The organism is Streptomyces sp., assembly GCF_031181705.1.
Taxonomy (GTDB): domain Bacteria; phylum Actinomycetota; class Actinomycetes; order Streptomycetales; family Streptomycetaceae; genus Streptomyces.
This window is the reverse complement of the sequence record NZ_JAPSKN010000092.1, coordinates 8,289-22,800: the sequence shown is the minus strand read 5'-3', so window position 1 is coordinate 22,800 and position 14,512 is coordinate 8,289. Positions and strand designations below refer to the sequence as shown.

Here is a 14,512-nt window from a genome sequence, read left to right as displayed (position 1 = left end):
GGTCCGCCGGAGCGGCCGGGAAGGGCTGAGGCGCGACTGTTCCGGTGGCCGCGGCCGGGGATGGGAGACCGGGCGGCCCGGGCCTCAGTGCGCCGGGTCTGCGTCACCGGGTCTCCGTGTCGCCGGGTCACCGTGCCGCCGGGTGGCGAGGGTCCGTCCGCTCGGCCGCCGTCGCTCCCGGTGGGGCGGGGTCGCGCAGCCCGCACAGCAGCAGCCGTCCCAGGGCGGGCAGGGCGATCAACGGCAGCAGCGCCGTGCGCAGGGAGGTCGCGTCGGCCAGCGCCCCGATGGCGGGAGTCGCGAGGCCGCCCACGCTCACCGCCAGGCCGAGCGTGACGCCGCCGGCGGTGCCCGTCCGCCGGGGCAGGAAGTCCTGGCCCAGGGTGAGGTGCAGCGAGAACGGCACGTACAGGCCCGCCGACGTCAGCGCGGCGAACAGGTACACCACCGGCCCGGGCACCAGGACCAGCCCGGCCACGGCCAGGACCGTCAGGGTGTACGACCGGCGGACCACGGCCATCCGCCCGTACCGCTCGGCCAGCCGGCCCCCGGCCAGCGTCCCCACCGCACCCCCGGCGTAGAGGACGAACAGCGCCGCCGTACCGGCCGCCTCCCCACCGCCGGTGCGCTGACGCGCGTACAGCGAGACGAACGCGCCGAGCCCGACGAACACCACCGACCGGCAGACCACGGCACCCGACAGGCGCAGGAAGGACGGCCAGTCGTCCCGGCCGGCCGCGGGCCGCGCGTCCGCACCGCCGCGGCCCGGGCCGGCCGAGCGCACGGCCACCGCGCACAGCACGGCGCCCAGCACGGCCGGGACGGCCAGCAGGGGAGAGGCGTCCAGGCCGCCCACCCCCATGACGGCGAAGACCAGCAGCGGCGCCAGGGCGAAACCGGCGTTGCCGCCGAAGGAGAACCAGGCCATGCCGGTGTGACGGCCGCCCGCCACCGCCCGCGCCACCCGGGCGGCCTTTGGGTGGTAGGCGGCCACCCCCACGCCCGACACCGCGACCACTGCCAGGGTCGGACCATAGGAGCCGGTCACCCCGCTCAGCGCGACGCCCGCCCCCGCCGTCAGCGCGCTCAGCGGCAGCAGCCACGGCATCGCCCACCGGTCGGTGAGCACCCCGAACAGCGGCTGCACGAGCGACGACAGCAGGGACGCCGCCAGGACGACACCGGACGCGGCGGCGTAGGAGTAGGCGCGCTCGGCGACGAAGTACGGCACCAGGGCGGCCACGGTCCCCTGGTAGACGTCCACACAGGCGTGGCCCGTCGACATCCAGGCGACGGGTCGCCCCGGTCGCGGGCCGCGACGACGGTTCCGGCCGTGGTTGTGCCGTGAAGTGGTCACCCGGCGATCGTCGCCCGCCGGTCCGGTGGCCCGCTTCCGATAATCTGCCGGACTGTGCCGAACATCCGCCACACCTCGACGGCGCCGACCCGGGCCCGGCGGCTCGCCGCCGGCGACCGCATCGACGCGCACCGGCACGACGACCACCAGATCGTCTACGCGGGCTCCGGCGTCGTCGAGGTCATCACCGACGCCGGCACCTGGTTCGCTCCCGGCACCCGCGCCCTGTGGATCCCGGCCGGCACCGTGCACGCCCACCGCGCTCACGGCCGCCTCGACCTGCACCTGGTCGGTCTGCCCGCCGGCGACAACCCCCTCGGCCTGGACCATCCGGCCGTCCTCGCCGTCGGCCCGCTGCTGCGCGAGCTGATCCTCGCCTACACCCGCGACCCCGGCGACGACACCCCCGAGCGGCGGCGGTTGCGTGCCGTGCTGCGCGACCAGTTGCGCCTCTCGCCCCAGCAGCCGCTGCGTCTGCCCGCTCCCACCGACCCCCGGCTGGCCGCCGTCTGCGCGCTCGTGCACGCCGACCCGGCCGACCCGCGCACCCTCGGCGCGCTGGGTGCCGCGACCGGTGTGGGGGAACGGACCCTCAGCCGGCTGTTCCGGACCGAGTTCGGTATGACCTTCCCGCAGTGGCGCACCCAGTCGCGGCTCTACCACGCGCTGCGGATGCTGGCCGACGGTATGCCCGTCACCACCGTCGCCCACCGCTGTGGCTGGTCCTCCGCCAGCGCGTTCATCGAGGTCTTCCGCCGCTCGTTCGGCTACACGCCCGGCACTCACCACCGGCGCTCGCGGGGCCGGGAGCACTGATCTGCCTACCGTCCAGTAATATCGCGCGGCAGGCCCCCAGAGGAGGAACCGTGCCCCGGTCCGAACGCTCGCCCCTGCTGCTCGCCGGCCTGCTGGCCACCGCGGGTGTCGCCCACTTCGCCGCACCCCGTCCCTTCGACGCGACCATCCCGAGCGGACTGCCGGGCAGGCCCCGGACCTGGACGTACGCCAGCGGGGTCGCCGAGCTGGCCCTGGCCGCCGGTCTCGCGGTGCCCCGGACCCGCAGGGCGGCCGCGCTGGCCACGGCCGCGTTCTTCGTCGGGGTGTTCCCCGCCAACGTGAAGATGGCCGCCGACTGGCGCCACCGCCCCACCCCGCAGAAGGCCGCGGCCTTCGGCCGGCTGCCCCTTCAGGTGCCCCTCGTGCTGTGGGCGCGCGGTGTCGCGCGGAACGCGCAGGGCCGGTCGTGACCGCGCGCGTGGAGACCGGGGACACGGTCGAGGACTTCGCCCTGCCCGACGAGACCGGCACCGAACGCAGCCTGTCCGGACTGCTCGCCGAGGGGCCGGTCGTGCTCTTCTTCTACCCGGCCGCCCTCACCCCCGGCTGCACCGCCCAGGCCTGCCGCTTCCGTGACCTCGCCGCCGAGTTCTCCGCCGTCGGCGCGCGGCCCGTCGGCATCAGCGGCGACGCCGTCGAACGGCAGCAGGAGTTCGCCGGGCGGCACGCCCTCGGCATGCCGCTGCTCTCCGACGCCGACGGCACGGTCCGCGCGCGGTTCGGCGTGAAGCGCGGTTTCTCCCCGGCCCCCACCAGGCGCACCACGTTCGTCATAGCGCGGGACTTCACCGTCCTGGACGTCGTCCGCAGCGAGCTGCGCATGAACGCGCACGCCGACCGGGCGCTCGCCGCGCTGCGGTCCGCGCGGGGCTGACCGCCCGGGGCCGGCCCCGTCCCGCATGCGGCCACGCGGTTGATACCGGGCCGCAAAGGGATGATCCTGGACGATATGGAGGACGCCTCCGCCGCTGCGATCATCGACGCCCGCGGCATCGTGACGGGATGGAGCGACGGTGCCCGGCGGCTGACCGGCTATCCGTCCGCGGAAGCCGTGGGCCGGGCCGTACGGGAGCTGCTCGCCGAGGAGGTGCCGCCCGAGGCGCTGTCGGCGCGGTCGGGCACCGTCATGGTGCGCCACCGCGAGGGCTACCTGGTCGGCATCCGTGTCAAGGCCTGCCCCGTGACGGGGCGGGACGGGCACCCCGGCGGCTATGTGATCACCGCGGCGCCGCCCGGCCGGGCGGAGACCTCGCTCGCGGGCCGCGCGTTCCAGCAGGCGTCCATCTCGATGTCCCTCTTCGACACCGGCCAGCGCTACCTGCGGCTGAACGACGCCGCCTGCCATGTGATGGGCGTGTCCGAGGAGAGCCTGCTCGGCCGGCACTTCCCGGAGACGGTGGAGGAGGCGGAGCACAGCCGCGGCTTCAACTGGCATCTGCGCCATGTCGTCGAGACGGGCCGGCCGCTGCGCTACGAGAGCTACACCGGCGCACCGGCCCTGAACCGCGAGCACGCCTGGGTCACCGAGATGTGGCCGGTCCGGGACGCCTCCGGGGAACTCGTCGGCACCGCGCTGGCCGCGTTCGACAGCACCGAGCAGTACTGGGCGCGGCAGCGGCTGGCCCTGCTGAACGAGGCCGCGGCCGCCATCGGCACCACCCTGGACGTGGTGCGCACCGCCGAGGAACTGGTCGAGGTCGTCGTGCCCCGGTTCGCCGGCTTCGCGAGCGTCGACCTGTTCGACTGGGTCCTCGGCGCGGACGAGCCGCCCACGGTCGCCGCCGAGGAGATCTCGCTGCGCCGCGTCGCCCACGGCTCGGCCCTCGACGGAACCCCGGAGGCCGCCGTCCACCTCGGAGACGTCGACGTCTACCCCTCCTTCTCGCCCATCGCCCGCGCCATGCGGGAGGGCCGGGCCGTCATCAGCCAGGCCGGGGAGCCGTCCTTCATGCGCTGGGTCGCCGAGCGCAACGCCCGCGCCCCCGGCGGACGCCCCTACCGGCTGGGCGCGCACTCGATGATGGCCGTGCCGCTGCGGGCCCGCGGTACCACCCTCGGAGTCGCCGTCGCCGTGCGCATCCACCAGCCGGACGACTACGGCGAGGACGACGCCGTCTTCGCCGAGGAACTCGCCAGCCGGGCCGCCGTCTGCGTCGACAACGCCCGCCGCTTCGCCCGCGAACGCACCACCGCCCTGGCCCTGCAGCACAGCCTGCTCCCCAAGGGCCTGCCGGGCCAGGCCGCCGTCGAGGTGGCCCACCGCTATCTGCCCTCCGGCTCGGCGGCCGGGATCGGCGGCGACTGGTTCGACGTGATCCCGCTGTCCGGCAGCCGCGTGGCGCTGGTCGTCGGCGACGTCGTCGGCCACGGCATCCCCTCCTCGGCGACCATGGGCCGGCTGGTCACGGCCGTCCGCACCCTCGCCGACGTGGACCTGCCGCCGGACGAACTCCTCACCCACCTCGACGACCTGGTCACCCACCTCGCCTCCGACGACGAGGGCGAAGAGGTGCCGGAGCTGGGCGCGACCTGCCTCTACGCCGTCTACGACCCCGTCACGCGCCGGCTGAACCTGGCCGCCGCGGGGCACCCCGCCCCCGCCCTGATGCTGCCCGACGGCTCCGCCCGGCTGATCCCCATGAGCGCGGGGCCCCCGCTGGGCGTCGGAGGGCTGCCGTTCGAGGCGACGGAGCTCCAGCTGCCCGAGGGCTCCCTCGTCGCCCTCTACACCGACGGCCTCGTCGAGGACCGCGACCGCGACGTCGACCACGCCACCGACGAGCTGTGCCGCGCCCTGACCGTCCCCGCCGACTCGCTCGACGCCCTCTGCGACACCGTGCTGAAGTCGGTCCTGCCGGAGGTGCCCGGCGACGACGTGGCCCTGCTGCTGGCCCGCACCCGGGCGCTCGGCGCGGACCAGGTCGCCACCTGGGACGTGACATCGGATCCCGCGCAGGTGGCCGCCACCCGGCAGGCAGCGACCGAGCAGCTCACCGCGTGGGGCCTGGAGGAGACGGCCTTCGTCACCGAACTCGTCGTCAGCGAACTGGTCACCAACGCCATCCGCTACGGCGCCGCGCCCATCCAGCTCCGGCTGATCCGCGACCGGACCCTCATCTGCGAGGTCTCCGACGGCAGTTCGACCTCTCCGCACCTGCGGCGGGCCCACCAGGACGACGAGGGCGGACGGGGACTGCTGCTGGTCGCCCAGCTCACCCAGCGCTGGGGCAGCCGGCAGACCACGCGCGGCAAGACCATCTGGTGCGAGCAGCCCCTCACGCCGCTGCTCTGACCGGGCCGAGGCCCGGCCGGGGACCTCACCGGCGCGCCGCGTCCGAGGCGACCTGGCCGAGGGTGCGGCCGGACTTCGCGGAACGGGCCCGGCGCGGATCGGGGGCGCCCGGCCCGCCGGTGTCGCCGGCCCGCTTGACCAGCAGCCACGCCTCCTCGCCGGCGCCGCCCCGGCCGCCGCGGAAACGGGTCAGGGCGTACGCGCCGCGCAGCTTCGACCCGTGCAGCCGGAACGTGGCGTGCCCGTGCTCCAGCGACTCCGCGAAGTCCACGGGCCGCCCCCCGCGGTCGTGGCTGAGCGGCTCGTAGGTGCCGTGGTCCCAGACGATGACCGTGCCGCCGCCGTACTCGCCGCGGGGGATCACGCCCTCGAACCGCTCGTACTCCAGCGGATGGTCCTCCGTGGGCACGGCCAGCCGCTTGTCCTTCGGGTCCGCCGAGGGGCCCTTGGGGATCGACCAGGACTTCAGCACGTCGCCGACCTGGAGCCGGAAGTCGAAGTGCATCGTGCTCGCGTCGTGGATCTGCACCACGAACCGGGGCCGGTCCGCGCGGGAGGCCCCGCTGCCCCGGGGCTCCCCGGTCCGTTCGAAGTCACGCTCGCCGCGGTACTCCCGCAACCGGTCCCGATCGGCCACGTGCGGCTCCCTCCTGCCCGGCCGGCCCCGGGTACCCGTCAGAACTCCTCGTGCACCTCGGGGTCACCGCCGAGCCGTCGCCGCGCCCGGTCCGCGACCGCGGTCATCTCGTCCTCGCTCAGCTCGAAGCCGAACACGTCGAGGTTGGCGCGCTGCCGTTCGGGGCTCGCCGACTTCGGGACGGGCACCGCGCCGAGCTGCGTGTGCCAGCGCAGCACCACCTGCCCCGCACTCACCCCGTGCGCCTCGGCGATCCGCGCCACCGCCGGGTCCTCCAGCAGGGGCGTGCCCCGGCCCAGCGGGCTCCAGCTCTCGGTGACGATGCCCTTGGCGGCGTGGAAGGCGCGCAGCTCCTCCTGCGGCCAGAGCGGGTGCAGCTCGATCTGGTTGACCGAGGGCAGCACCCCGGTCTCCTTCTCCAGCCGCTCGATGTGCCCGGCCGTGAAGTTCGAGACGCCGATCGACCGCACCAGTCCGTCCTCGCGCAGCTTGATCATGGCCTTCCAGGAGTCGACGTACCGGTCCACGCGGGGCAGCGGCCAGTGGATCAGGTACAGGTCGACGCGGTCCAGGCCGAGGCGGGCCCGGGACTCCTCGAAGGACGCGAGGGTCTCCGCGTAACCGTGGTGGCGGCCCGGGAGCTTCGTCGTCACGACGATCTCCTCGCGCGGCACCACACCGGCGGCCACGGCCCGGCCGACGCCCCTCTCGTTGCGGTAGTTCGTCGCCGTGTCGATCAGGCGGTAGCCCGCCTCCAGGGCCGAGACCACCGCCGCCTGCGCCTCGTCGTCGCCGAGTGGCCAGGTGCCCAGGCCCAGGGCGGGGAGCGCCGTGCCGTCGTTGAGCGTGTGCGTCGGGATGCTGATCACCGTCGGACCTTCCCGTTGACTGTGTCGTCCCTCCAGCGTCACGGACAGGGCGAGCAATGATCAACCGGACGGCGGGGACACCGCCTGGGCCGTCGCCCGTCCGGAGGCACCCGCGCGCTGTTCACCAGGGAAGGCAGGGCGGTGTTCCGGGACGTCGTGATCCGGGAGTTCACCGTGTGACGACGCGGTGCGGTGTCGCCACCGGCGGGGATCGCTGTCACGATCTCCGGGACGGACCACGCCCACGACCAGCGGAGCGCTCATGACGACGGACGGCCGGACGACGGACGAGGCGGTGCGGGAGGCCGGGGTGGAGGTGAAGCCGGTCGCCGGCCACATCGGGGCGGAGATCCACGGCGTCGATCTGGCCGGCGAGCTCGACGACACGGTGGTCGCCGCGATCAGGGCGGCGGTGCTGCGGTGGAAGGTCGTGTTCTTCCGGGGCCAGCGGCTGGACCACGCCGGGCACGTGGCGTTCGCGCGGCGGTTCGGCCAGCCGGTGGTGCTGCCACGGCGCGGCAAGGCGTCGCCGCCGGACTTCCCCGAGATCGAGACGACCGCCGACCGGCTGGAACTGGGCGGGCGGTACGGCATGGAGCACGACGAGTGGCTGGCCCGGCGCCGCCACACCCTGCTGCGGGGCTGGCACTGCGACCACGGCGCCCGGGTCGACCCTCCCGCCGCGACGATCCTGCGCGCGCAGACCGTCCCGCCCTACGGCGGCGACACCACCTGGGCCAATCTGGCGGCGGCGTACGCCGGGCTGTCCGCGCCGCTGCGACGGTTCGTCGACGGGCTGCGGGCCGAGCACCGGCTCGGCGTCGGCTACCAGCCCCGGCCCGGCGACGACGCCTACGTCCGCCACCTGCTGGACCGCCAGGTCGCCTCCCTGCACCCCCTGGTGCGCGTCCACCCCGAGACGGGCGAGCGGATCCTGTACGTCAACGGCTACTACGTCGAGCAGATCGCCGGCCTCTCCCGGCCCGAGAGCAGCGCGATCCTGGAGCTGCTGCTGGAACAGGCGGTCCGGCCCGAGTACACGGTCCGGTTCCGCTGGGAGCCGGGCAGCGTGGCCTTCTGGGACAACCGCGCCACGATGCACCTGGCCCCCGGCGACACCGCCCACCTCGACCACCCGCGGATCATGCACCGGGTGATGCTCGCCGGGGACGTGCCGGCCGGGGTGGACGGCACGCCTTCGCAGGCGATCACCGGCAGCGAGCCCGGGCGCTGGTGACGCGTCAGGCGGCGGGCCGGCGGCCCAGGGCCGGGCCGAGCTTCGTCGCCATGTCCGTGAGGATCTGCACGTAGTCCTCGTGCTCGAAGGTGAACGGCAGCGCGAACGCGACTTCGTCCACCTCCCGGAACGCGGCGTGCGCGTGCAGCCGCTCGGCGATCTCCGCCGAGGTGCCCACCAGGTCCGGCGCGAACAGCAGCCGCGCCGGGCCCTGCGGCTCGGCCGTGCGCGGGGTGCGCAGGGCGGCGTACTCCGCGTACCGGGCGCGCTGTTCGGGCGAGGCGGAGTCCTATGGCTGTGCCCACCCGGCGGCGCCCCCGCTGTTCCCGTCTCCCGCCCGTCAGCGCAGCGGAATCGTCACCTCGTCCTCGACGGGCGGGTCGATCTCCTGGGCCCGGTTGCCGGTGGCCGCGTAGCAGCGCAGCCGGACCGACTCCGGCGAGACGTCCAGCCGCAGGAAGCACTTGAAGAACGGCGGGCTGTACGTCGCCGAGCCCGGCGAGAACAACGACGTGTGGATCTTCCGCACCGGCAGCCGGAACCGCCTGGCCTTTCCGGGGCGGCGGCCGGTGCCCAGCAGCCCCGCGACCAGCCGGGCCCGCCGGGTGACACGGGCCGGGGTGCCCGGTGTGCGCGCGGGCCGGATGCCCAGACGCTCGGCGATCACGGCCGTCGCCTCCGCCTCGGTGAGCGTGAAGAAGCGGCGCAGGCGCAGCCGGCGGCCGTAGAGGCGGCTGTAGAAGGCGAGGGAGTCGCCGCGCAGTGGGTAGCAGCGGAAGTCGTCCTCGGTGACGCCGGCGACGGCGACGCGCGGGATGGTGTGGGTGGCGTGCATGAACGCCCCGCCGCCGCCCGCGACGACGTACTGGAGCGTGCGCCCGTCGTCCAGCCGGACCGGGTAGCGCTGGTAGTTGTGGATGTCGCCGCCGATCGCCGCCACGTAGTGGTGGGCCGGATCGCGGACGATGTCGTCGACCGTGCCGCCGCCCTCGATGGCGCACGGCTCGTGCCGGCCGTCCACGTACAGGGGCGAGCCGGTGACCAGGATCTTCGGACGGGACCCGGCGGAGACCTCGCGCAGCCAGGCGCCCTGCTCGGCGTCGAGCGTGCCGAGCAGGCCGGTGTCGATGCCGACGATCCGGACCGGCCCGGCGTCGATCGCCCAGTACGGGCCCGGCTGGACGGCCTGCTGGACGGGAGCCGGCCGCAGCGCGCGGGCCTCGGCGAGGCGCCGTCCGTCGTCCGGTCGCGGCCGGTGCCACAGCAGCGACCGCAACCAGGCCCGGGTCAGCGGCCGGGGCCGGGGCTCGGGCGGCAGCGGCGGGGCGTCGCCGCAGAAGACGCGCATGAAGCCGCCGAGGTCCTCGTACCAGTCGTGGTTGCCGGGTATCGCGTAGATCGGCGCCGGGTAGTCCCGGTACGGGCGGAAGAACTTGGCGCCGTAGTCGTCCGCGCTGCCCACCGGGTAGATCACGTCACTGGCGAGGACCGCGAACCGCGTGTCCCCGCCGGCCGTCAGCAAGCCGGGCACCACGGCGTACTGGGGGTCGTCGCCCTCGCCGGTGTCACCGATGACCAGGAAGGAGAACCGGTCCGGGTCGTCGCGGCGGATCACCTTGCCGGCCGGTGCCCCGGCGGCCTCGCGCTGTGCCACCCAGCGGCTCCGGGTCCGCCCGGTGGGGTCCCCGAACCAGGAGGCCAGCACGCCGTTGCGGGCCGCCCACAGCATCCGGGGATCGAGCCAGGAGATCTTCTCGGTCCTCGCCGGCAACAGCCGCTGGTACGCGCCGCGTTCGGCGGGGCCCCAGCCGGCGCCTTCGGGTGTGTCACGTGAGGAGTCGGGCACCGGTGCACGGTAACAACCGGTCCTGGGGCCGCTGGTGGCGGGTGCTCACCGCCTGCGCGGAGGTGCGGCCGACCGGCGCCACGAAGGGCGCGGCGGCGGTGCGGAGCCGGCGGGCGGAGCGCCGGGCGCGGGTGCGGCCGGCCGTTCGCCCAGGACCAGCAGCGGATCGAACATCACCACGACACCGGCCAGCAGCAGGAAGACGACCGGCCCCAGCAGCATCGGCAGCAGCAGCGATATCGGCGACTCGCCGGCCCAGGTGCCGCCCGTGGTGTCGTGCACGTGGACGCTGACGGCGGCCATCCCCGTGTAGTGCATCCCGGACACCGCCACCCCCATCACCAGGCTCGCCCCGAGGCTCGTCCCCATGCCCCGGACCGTGACGGCCGACCAGAGCGCGGCGGTCGCGGCGGCGACGGCGATCAGCACGGACAGCACGACGCCCACCGGGTCGTAGCCGATGTCGCCGTCCAGGCGCATCGCCGCCATGCCCAGGTAGTGCATGCACGCGATGCCCAGGCCGGTGACGGTCCCCGCCACCGCCAGCGTGCGGGCGTCCGGGCCGCGGTAGCCGACGGCGAACACGCCGGCGCCGACCACGACGACGGCCACCACGAGGCTGAGCACCGTCGTGGCCGGGTCGTACCGGACCCGGGTCTCCTCGACATGGAAACCGGTCATGGCGATGAAGTGCATCGTCCAGATGCCGCACCCGATGGAGGCGGCGCCCAACGCCAGCCAGCCCGGCTTCCACGAGCGCGCGTCGAGCAGCGAGCGCACGATGCACCGCAGCCCCAGCGCCCCGCCGAGACAGGCCATCAGATAGGCCGCGACCGGGGTCACCGCACCGTAGCGGAACCCCTCGACCGTGCCGTCCATGCGTCAACTCCCCCCAGAGTCACGGCTGGTGTCCCGCAAGGTCTACGCGCAGGGACCGCCGGGAGCAAGCCCTTGTCACCGGTAGGGCGGCAACTCCCGTGCGCACAGGGGGCGAACGGGGTCAGAAGGTGCGCTTCAGCAGGTCCAGCAGCGCCGCCCAGTGCCGCCGGTCGCCCTCCTCGTGGTACGACGCCGTGTCGGCCTGGGTGAAGCCGTGGGGCGCGCCGGCGTACACCTCGCAGTGGTGGCGGACACCCGCCGCGGTCAGGGCCTCCTCCAGGCGCTCGATCTGCTCCGGCGGCAGGGACGGGTCCTGGTCGGCGTGGCCGAAGTACAGCTCGGCGGTGATGTCGCCGGCCACCAGGTGCGGGCTGTCGGGCGTGTCCGTGGCCAGCCGCCCGCCGTGGAAGCCGGCGGCGGCGGCGACCCGCTCCGGGTAGGTGCCGGCGGTGAGCAGCGACAGGCGGGCGCCCATGCAGTAGCCGGTCAGCGCCACCGGACCGTCGGCCGCCACCGGTGAATCGGCCAGCCAGCGCAGATACGCCCCGGCGTCCCGCATCGCCAGGTCGTTCGTCAGGGCCCGCATGACCGGCGTGATCCGCTCGAACAGCTCCGGCCGCGCCCCGGGGTCGATGAACTCGGGCAGGTCGAACAGCGGGGCGCGTCCGGCCCGGTGGAACACGTTGGGCACCAGCACCGTGTAACCCTCACCGGCCAGCCGGTCCGCCATGGACCGCAGTTGCGGACGCAGACCGAAGGCGTCCATGAAGACCAGGACCGCCGGATGGGCGGCCCCGTCGGCCGGGTGGGCCAGATAGGCGTCGGCGGTGCCGTCCTCGGTGGGGACGTCGACGGCGGTTCCCTGTACGGCGGTCATAGCGGGGCCTCTCTACGGGGGGTGGGGCCAGGAACCCGTCCGCGTGACCGGGCGGATCATGGTCATCGTGGCACGGCGTTCCCGGGGCATTTCGCCCACCCCCGACCCGGTGGCCCAACCGTGAACGGCCCTTGGGGCGCCCTTTACTCGAACCGTGAGGTGTCGCCCGCGCCCCGCCGCACGATCTCGGCCTCCCCGCCGGAGAAGTCGATGACCGTCGTCGGCTCGGTGCCGCACTCACCGGAGTCGACCACCGCGTCCAGGACGTGGTCGAGTTCGTCCTTGATCTCCCAGCCCTGCGTCATCGGCTCGTCCTCGCCGGGCAGCAGCAGGGTGCTGGACAGCAGCGGCTCACCGAGCTCGGCGAGCAGGGCCTGGGTGACCACGTGGTCGGGGATCCGCACCCCGACCGTCTTCTTCTTGGGGTGCTGCAGCATGCGCGGCACCTCCCGCGTCGCCGGCAGGATGAACGTGTAGCTGCCGGGCGTCGACGCCTTGATCGCGCGGAACACGTCGTTGTCGATGCGCACGAACTGGCCGAGCTGCGCGAAGTCCTGGCACACGAGAGTGAAGTGGTGCCGGTCGTCCAGCTTGCGGATCGCGCGGATCCGGTCGATGCCGTCCCGGCTGCCCAGACGGCAGCCGAGTGCGTAACAGGAGTCCGTGGGGTAGGCGACAAGGGCGTCCGCGCGGATGCTGTCGGCGATCTGGCCGATGGTGCGCGGCTGGGGGTTGTCGGGGTGCACGTCGTAGTACTTCGCCATCCGCCGAGCTTAAGCCGCCCGTGCGGGCCGGTGACGCAGGCAGGGGTGCCCGGGACCGCGGGCGGCTGCCCGGGGACGGCTGGGGTAACGTCCCCGGGCGGTGCGCCGAAGACGGTGCGAGGAGGGAGGGGAAGGCGCGAGTGGCTGGCCGAGAGGACGGGAACCGGCAGCGGCGGACGCGGGCCGAGGCGAGTCCGGCGTGGGCGCGGGAACTGCTCGCACACCTGCGGCCGGCCGGACGGGACGTCGGCAGGGTCGTCGCGTGGCTCGCCGGCGCCGTGGACGGGTCGGTGGCCCTGCAGGACGCCGCCGGGAACCTCCTCGCCGGAACCCGGCTCACCCTCGACGAGGACCTCGTCGCGGACATCACCGCCGGCCGGATCGCCTCCGCCGCCTGGGAGAGCCGCGAGCACCACCTGCGCCTGGTCCGGGTGGAGCACCCCTCCCACGCCTGTGTCCTGGCCGTCTCCCGGTCCGCTCCCTTCGACCGGCGGGCCTCCGACATGGTCACGCACACCGCCCAGGTGATCGAGCTGCTGCTGACGGCCCGCGAGTCGACCGCCGCCGGGCACCGGCTCCGACGCGCCACCTCCGACCTGCGCCTGGCCATCCTGCAGCTGCTGATGGTCGAGGACACCGTCGCCGCCCGCCGGGTCGCCGCCGGACTCTGGCCCGGCCTCCTCGACACCGACACCGCCTGCGTGTACGTCGTCGAGTCCGACCCCGCCGCCCGTGAGCGCGTCATCGAGGACTGCCTGGACCACACCAGGGAGAGCGCCCTGGTCGTGCGGTGCCCGGCCATGGACGGGCACGTGATCGTCGTCAGCCCGCGCGAGACCACCGGTGACGCCCTGAAGTCCCTGGTCGGACGGCACCGGGACACCTACCTGGGCGGCAGCGTCCGGCAGAGCCTCGCCCGGACCGCCACCGCCTACGGGCAGGCCGTCAGCGCCCTCGCCGTGGCGCACTTCCGGCCCGACAAGACGGCCCTGTACGCCGAGCGCACCCATCCCGAACGCCTGATGGACCCGGCGGCGTTGCGCGCCTGGACGGCCCGGCTGCTGCGCCCGCTGGACACCCTGCCGCACCACACCCGCGCCGAGCTGCTGGCCACCAGCCGCCTCGGTCTGGAGTTCACCGCGGTCGCAGCCGCCAAGGTCCTCGGCGTCAGCCGCAACACCGTCCGCGCCCGCATGGAACGCGTCGAGGCCCTGCTCGGCACCGACTTCGCCGACCTCACCGTCCGGGCCGTGGTCCTCCTGGCGCTCAACACGCAGATCGGGCTGGCCGACGCCCCGGACGCGAGCGACACCCGCGCTCCCGGACCGCACCTCGCCGACCTGCTGTCCGGGCCCGCCCTGCACACCTGGGCCCGGGACCTGCTGGGCCGCCTGGACTCGGACGCCAGGAACCCGCGCCGGACGCTGCGCGCCTGGATCGCCGCGGGCGGCAACGCCGAACGGGCCGCGCAGACACTGGGCGTGCACGCCCAGACCGTGCGCGAACACGTCCGCGGCGCCGAGCCGCTGCTGGAGCGCCAGCTGCTGGCCGCCGGGAGCGACCTGTACGAAGTCGTGCTGGCTCACCTCGCCCTGGGCGACCTCGACCTGCCGCCGCTGCACCCCCGCCCCTGAGCGGTCCGCCTCCCGGGCAAGCGGTTGGAGGGGTCCGGCGGGACGAAACGGGGCCATCCGGACTCAGCTGTGCACGGGTGAGCCCTCTTGAGCGCGCAACGGGCATCGACGCGGTTCACACGGCCTCGGACCTGGACGTAGGTTCGAGGCATCGCGGGGGCCCGACCGGAACGGGGGACCGGTCGCGCTCCCGCGCGCCGCCCGTGCGTCCGGCTGCCTCAGCCGCGGAGCCGGACCGGGATCTCCTGCCAGCCGAAGGCGATGAACGACGGCACCTGCCGCA

Annotated in this window: 13 protein-coding genes and 1 pseudogene; 6 read left to right on the top strand and 8 right to left on the bottom strand. The window is 74.6% G+C overall.

Annotation, left to right across the window (positions count from 1 at the left end; translation table 11 throughout):
- Positions 1-127: 127 nt before the first annotated feature.
- On the bottom strand, positions 128-1,285 hold the full coding sequence (locus tag RIN80_RS18225; protein ID WP_309096659.1) for an MFS transporter: 1,158 nt from the start codon (positions 1,283-1,285) through the stop codon (positions 128-130).
- A gap of 126 nt (positions 1,286-1,411) precedes the next feature.
- Here RIN80_RS18225 and RIN80_RS18220 point away from each other — a divergent pair, with 126 nt between their 5' ends.
- The 4 genes from RIN80_RS18220 (at position 1,412) to RIN80_RS18205 (ending at position 5,486) form a co-directional block, all read left to right on the top strand.
- Positions 1,412-2,173 (top strand): helix-turn-helix transcriptional regulator, encoded by a 762-nt coding sequence (locus RIN80_RS18220; RefSeq protein WP_309096658.1) that lies wholly within the window; start codon positions 1,412-1,414, stop codon positions 2,171-2,173.
- A 50-nt stretch (positions 2,174-2,223) separates the two neighbouring features.
- The gene (locus RIN80_RS18215; protein WP_309096657.1) at positions 2,224-2,604 is read left to right on the top strand and encodes a DoxX family protein; all 381 of its coding nucleotides are present in this window, start codon (positions 2,224-2,226) and stop codon (positions 2,602-2,604) included.
- Complete coding sequence (locus RIN80_RS18210; RefSeq protein ID WP_309096656.1) at positions 2,601-3,068, top strand: peroxiredoxin; 468 nt, start codon at positions 2,601-2,603, stop codon at positions 3,066-3,068. Before RIN80_RS18215 ends, RIN80_RS18210 begins: the two co-directional genes overlap by 4 nt.
- 75 nt (positions 3,069-3,143) lie before the next feature.
- Positions 3,144-5,486, top strand: a complete 2,343-nt coding sequence (locus tag RIN80_RS18205) for a SpoIIE family protein phosphatase (RefSeq protein WP_309096655.1) — start codon at positions 3,144-3,146, stop codon at positions 5,484-5,486.
- 25 nt (positions 5,487-5,511) lie between these two features.
- On the opposite strand, the gene RIN80_RS18200 is transcribed toward RIN80_RS18205, so the two are convergent.
- Both RIN80_RS18200 and RIN80_RS18195 read right to left on the bottom strand, forming a co-directional pair.
- Positions 5,512-6,123 carry a DNA polymerase ligase N-terminal domain-containing protein gene (locus RIN80_RS18200; protein ID WP_309096654.1) on the bottom strand — a complete coding sequence of 204 codons (612 nt, stop codon included), beginning with the start codon at positions 6,121-6,123 and terminating at the stop codon, positions 5,512-5,514.
- Positions 6,124-6,161: 38 nt separating this feature from the next.
- Positions 6,162-6,992 (bottom strand): aldo/keto reductase, encoded by an 831-nt coding sequence (locus tag RIN80_RS18195; RefSeq protein ID WP_309096653.1) that lies wholly within the window; start codon positions 6,990-6,992, stop codon positions 6,162-6,164.
- A gap of 262 nt (positions 6,993-7,254) precedes the next feature.
- Here RIN80_RS18195 and RIN80_RS18190 point away from each other — a divergent pair, with 262 nt between their 5' ends.
- On the top strand, positions 7,255-8,229 hold the full coding sequence (locus tag RIN80_RS18190) for a TauD/TfdA family dioxygenase (RefSeq protein ID WP_309096652.1): 975 nt from the start codon (positions 7,255-7,257) through the stop codon (positions 8,227-8,229).
- Between the two features lie 4 nt (positions 8,230-8,233).
- Here the strand turns inward: RIN80_RS18190 and RIN80_RS18185 are convergent.
- The 5 genes and pseudogenes from RIN80_RS18185 to RIN80_RS18165 form a co-directional block, all read right to left on the bottom strand.
- Positions 8,234-8,518: pseudogene (locus RIN80_RS18185) on the bottom strand (LLM class flavin-dependent oxidoreductase); the annotation flags it as partial.
- Between the two features lie 51 nt (positions 8,519-8,569).
- Positions 8,570-10,075 (bottom strand): metallophosphoesterase, encoded by a 1,506-nt coding sequence (locus tag RIN80_RS18180; protein ID WP_309096651.1) that lies wholly within the window; start codon positions 10,073-10,075, stop codon positions 8,570-8,572.
- Between the two features lie 45 nt (positions 10,076-10,120).
- Positions 10,121-10,954, bottom strand: coding sequence for an MHYT domain-containing protein (locus tag RIN80_RS18175; protein WP_309096650.1), 834 nt, complete (start codon positions 10,952-10,954; stop codon positions 10,121-10,123).
- 121 nt (positions 10,955-11,075) lie between these two features.
- On the bottom strand, positions 11,076-11,831 hold the full coding sequence (locus RIN80_RS18170; protein ID WP_309096649.1) for a dienelactone hydrolase family protein: 756 nt from the start codon (positions 11,829-11,831) through the stop codon (positions 11,076-11,078).
- Positions 11,832-11,974: 143 nt separating this feature from the next.
- Positions 11,975-12,595 (bottom strand): L-threonylcarbamoyladenylate synthase, encoded by a 621-nt coding sequence (locus tag RIN80_RS18165; protein WP_309096648.1) that lies wholly within the window; start codon positions 12,593-12,595, stop codon positions 11,975-11,977.
- Positions 12,596-12,735: 140 nt separating this feature from the next.
- Here RIN80_RS18165 and RIN80_RS18160 point away from each other — a divergent pair, with 140 nt between their 5' ends.
- Positions 12,736-14,229, top strand: coding sequence for a helix-turn-helix domain-containing protein (locus RIN80_RS18160; protein ID WP_309096647.1), 1,494 nt, complete (start codon positions 12,736-12,738; stop codon positions 14,227-14,229).
- Positions 14,230-14,512: the final 283 nt, after the last annotated feature.

Bases quoted from the DNA above. Each gene is read 5' to 3' on its own strand.
- RIN80_RS18170 (WP_309096649.1), bottom strand. From the start codon at position 11,831: ATGACCGCCGTACAGGGAACCGCCGTCGACGTCCCCACCGAGGACGGC.
- RIN80_RS18190 (WP_309096652.1), top strand. From the start codon at position 7,255: ATGACGACGGACGGCCGGACGACGGACGAGGCGGTGCGGGAGGCCGGG.
- RIN80_RS18225 (WP_309096659.1), bottom strand. From the start codon at position 1,285: ATGTCGACGGGCCACGCCTGTGTGGACGTCTACCAGGGGACCGTGGCC.
- RIN80_RS18165 (WP_309096648.1), bottom strand. From the start codon at position 12,595: ATGGCGAAGTACTACGACGTGCACCCCGACAACCCCCAGCCGCGCACC.
- RIN80_RS18205 (WP_309096655.1), top strand. From the start codon at position 3,144: ATGGAGGACGCCTCCGCCGCTGCGATCATCGACGCCCGCGGCATCGTG.
- RIN80_RS18175 (WP_309096650.1), bottom strand. From the start codon at position 10,954: ATGGACGGCACGGTCGAGGGGTTCCGCTACGGTGCGGTGACCCCGGTC.